Annotated in this window: 4 protein-coding genes and 1 pseudogene; 2 read left to right on the top strand and 3 right to left on the bottom strand. The window is 65.6% G+C overall.

Annotated features, from left to right (window positions below; translation table 11 throughout):
• Nucleotides 1-102 precede the first annotated feature (102 nt).
• The gene (locus ACWDZ4_RS35020) at nt 103-441 is read right to left on the bottom strand and encodes a hypothetical protein (RefSeq protein ID WP_451512422.1); all 339 of its coding nucleotides are present in this window, start codon (nt 439-441) and stop codon (nt 103-105) included.
• 174 nt (nt 442-615) lie between these two features.
• On the opposite strand from ACWDZ4_RS35020, the gene ACWDZ4_RS35015 reads away from it, so the two are divergent.
• A protein-coding gene (locus ACWDZ4_RS35015; RefSeq protein WP_451512421.1) for an IS5 family transposase occupies nt 616-1490 on the top strand; the annotation gives its coding sequence in 2 pieces (ribosomal slippage) (nt 616-985 and nt 985-1490; 876 coding nt in all).
• A gap of 5 nt (nt 1491-1495) precedes the next feature.
• Here the strand turns inward: ACWDZ4_RS35015 and ACWDZ4_RS35010 are convergent.
• Nucleotides 1496-1996 carry a GNAT family N-acetyltransferase gene (locus ACWDZ4_RS35010; protein WP_451512420.1) on the bottom strand — a complete coding sequence of 167 codons (501 nt, stop codon included), beginning with the start codon at nt 1994-1996 and terminating at the stop codon, nt 1496-1498.
• A 298-nt stretch (nt 1997-2294) separates the two neighbouring features.
• The gene (locus tag ACWDZ4_RS35005) at nt 2295-2444 is read right to left on the bottom strand and encodes a hypothetical protein (RefSeq protein ID WP_451512419.1); all 150 of its coding nucleotides are present in this window, start codon (nt 2442-2444) and stop codon (nt 2295-2297) included.
• A gap of 432 nt (nt 2445-2876) precedes the next feature.
• On the opposite strand from ACWDZ4_RS35005, the pseudogene ACWDZ4_RS35000 reads away from it, so the two are divergent.
• Nucleotides 2877-3044: pseudogene (locus ACWDZ4_RS35000) on the top strand (IS5/IS1182 family transposase); the annotation flags it as partial.

Below are 3044 nucleotides of genomic sequence, written 5' to 3'. Positions count from 1 at the left end.
GCTGGCTCTGGATGATTGCTGCACGTGCCCGGTTCCCCACCACACAGACCATGATCAACGATCAAGGCGCCGACGCGCCACCGCCAACCATGCACAAGCTCGTTAGATAGCAGCTCCGATGATCATCAGAAGTGTCCCGAGCGCAGCGAGCCCAAGGCCCATCGCCTCCTGGGCAAGGCCATCCGTCACAACCGATTTGATGATCTTGCGGAGCTGGTGCGCTTCATCCTTCACTGTTCCGTTGAGGAGCCTGACGGACTGGCGGCGCTCACGGGTCTCCTTATCCAGGCTCTCCCTAAGGCGGCCCGCCTCCTCCTGGAGCCAGATCACCCTTTCCACAAGGAACTGCTCGCGCTCGATGGCGGTGGCATCGGGCGCAGGTGACGCCACCACGACCGCATTGAAGGCCGTCCCGGCTGAATCCACCGAGGGAAGGGTCATCGCGGCAGTTCCCTCTACCGGCGGCAGTCGTTTGAAGATGCGGCATAAAGCGTCGAGCCATTCTCTTGTCTGACCCCACGCCCCGAGCCGGTCCCGGGCGTACTCGATTCGAGTTCTGCGGACGCCTAGGGCGTGTACCGAAAGTGGATCATGGATATGGAATGATCTTGACTTGTGGCGCGTGGAGATCTGACCGACGCACAGTGGGCAGTGCTGGAACCGCTGTTGCCCAAGGGTAAGAAGCCCGGTCGGCCGCCGATATGGACCCGGCGTCAGCTGATCGACGGCATACGCTTCCGGGTGCGCACCGGCATCCCCTGGCGGGACGTACCCGAGGAGTACGGGCCGTGGGGCCGGGTGTACGACCTGTTCCGCCGCTGGCAGCGAAACGGTACCTGGCAGCGAATCGTCACCCAACTGCAGGCCCGGGCTGACGCAAAGGACCTGATTATCTGGGACATCAACGTCGATTCAACCGTTGTGCGCGTCCACCAGCATGCCGCCGGGGCGCGAAAAAGGGGGACCTGCAGAAGGAGCCGCCTGGCGGCATCGCCACCGAGCCGGACGATCACGGGCTCGGACGCTCGCGCGGCGGCCTGACCACAAAGCTGCACCTGGCCGTTGAGCAGCGCCAGAAGCCCATGTCGATTGTGATCACGGCCGGACAGCGCGGCGACTCTCCGCAGTTCGAGGTCGTCCTGGGCCGCATCAGGGTCCCCCGGCTGGGGCCGGGCAGGCCGCGCGTTCGCCCCGATCGAGTCCGCGCTGACAAGGCGTACGCCTCCCGCAAGAACCGCGCCTACCTACGGCAGCGTGGGATCCGATGCACCATCCCGGACAAGGCCGACCAGGCCCGCAACCGCAAGAAACGCGGCTCCCAAGGCGGCCGGCCGCCGAAGTTCGACCCGGCGGACTACAAGGCGCGGCATGCAGTGGAGTGCGGCATCAACCGCCTCAAAAGACACCGAGCCGTGGCGACGCGCTATGACAAACTCGCAGTCCGCTACGAGGCGACCGTACTCGTCGCAGCCATCAATGAATGGCTGTGACGCACTCACACGGCACGTTCCATGCAGACCAGCTCGTCCCGCTCGTCCCACGACTCGGTGACGGTGAATCCGAGCCGCTCGTACAGGGCGATTGCGCCTGCCCGCCACTTCCACACCGACAGCCGCACCGCGCTGACGCCGCTTTCCGCAGCATGCGCGAGCGCGGCGCTGACCAGGCTGGATGCGATACCCCGCCCCCGGAACTCCGGGTCCGTCCAGAGTCTCTTGACCTCGGAGCGTCCCTCGACACAGGCGGTCACCACCAGGCAACCCACTGCGGTGTCCCCGCTCAACGCCAGCAGCACGACATCGTCAACGAACACGGCCTGCGGATCCGCGACCTCTACCCGGTAGCGGTTCGGCAGCCCATCCACACCGGCGACATCCTCACCCTTCTCGGCCTGCGTCTGCAGATGGTAGGCCGCCAACAGCTCGCCCAGCCCATCCTGGAGGGAAGGGGCCTGGCCTGGCCAGCGGACAATGGCAACCTTGCGTTGATCAGACATGACGTGAGCATTGCATGACGCATGCCAGGACCTGAACGGGCATCTTGATCCACTTTCGGCACACGGCCTAGGAGCGCGGCTACGAGGCCAGCGAACTGGAGGCCCCCGCCGACAATAGTGAGGACTGCTCCAGCGGTCATGAAAAGACGGTAAGGGAGTGAGATCGGCGCAGGTGAAACGAACCTGCACACGGCGAGTCGGTGACAACTAGCGCGCTCATCCAGTGACAGCAACCGCGCTCAAGATGCCAAGAAGTACCAGGTCGCGCCGGGATACTGGTGACAACCGCCGTGCTCAGTCACAGCCAGGTGGGTGCGGCGGTCGTCAGGCCGGGGTCGGACGTGAGCTGCCCCAGCGCAGTGCGTGGCGGCACGGTCGCGGTCATCCACTTCATCGCCTGGGCGTCGGCGGGTTCGGTCATGCGGAACGTCGCGCTGATCGAGCGCATGCTGCCGTTGTGGCGGGAAGTCCAGGCTTGCAGACGTAGACGCTCGGTCCTTCACGGCGCCGCTGCCGGCGGTGCGTCGGCTCAGGTGGGATCTACTGCTGGACCCAGTCGCGGTCTTGTTCGCCCCGGCCGTGGCAAGCGCGCAGCAGGACGTCGTTCCACTCGCCGAGGCCGGGGTGGGGCAGGAACTCGAGGATCGCGTCGCGGAACCATCCGGAGCTCGTCGTCGGGACGCGAACGCCCGAAGGCCGGGGTGCGCGTCGAGCGGACTTTGCAACAGCCCTGCACTGGGGGGTGGGTGTATCTCGCAGTGAGCCGTTTTCAACCTGGCTGCAGCGCAGAGATGTTGGTGAGAGAGGGCTGTACGGAACAACGAAGCTCCTGGTAGACGGGTTCTCGACCAAGATCACCCATGTCCGCCAGGAGCTTCGCGTGCTTGTCTACCCGTCCTCGATCGATCTGTCCACCCGCACCCTGAGGTATCTGAGCAGGCAACTCGCTGCCGGGCGGCGGGAGATCGGGACACGGTGGCGCCGTCTGTCGGCCGGCCGCCAGGCCCTGCTGGTCCTGGCCCACCTGCGGTGTGGCGATACGTACGCC

The sequence above is a fragment of the Streptomyces sp. NPDC003016 genome (genome assembly GCF_053591455.1).
Note: the sequence above shows the minus strand (reverse complement) of the source record. Positions and strands in the feature narration are given on the sequence as shown.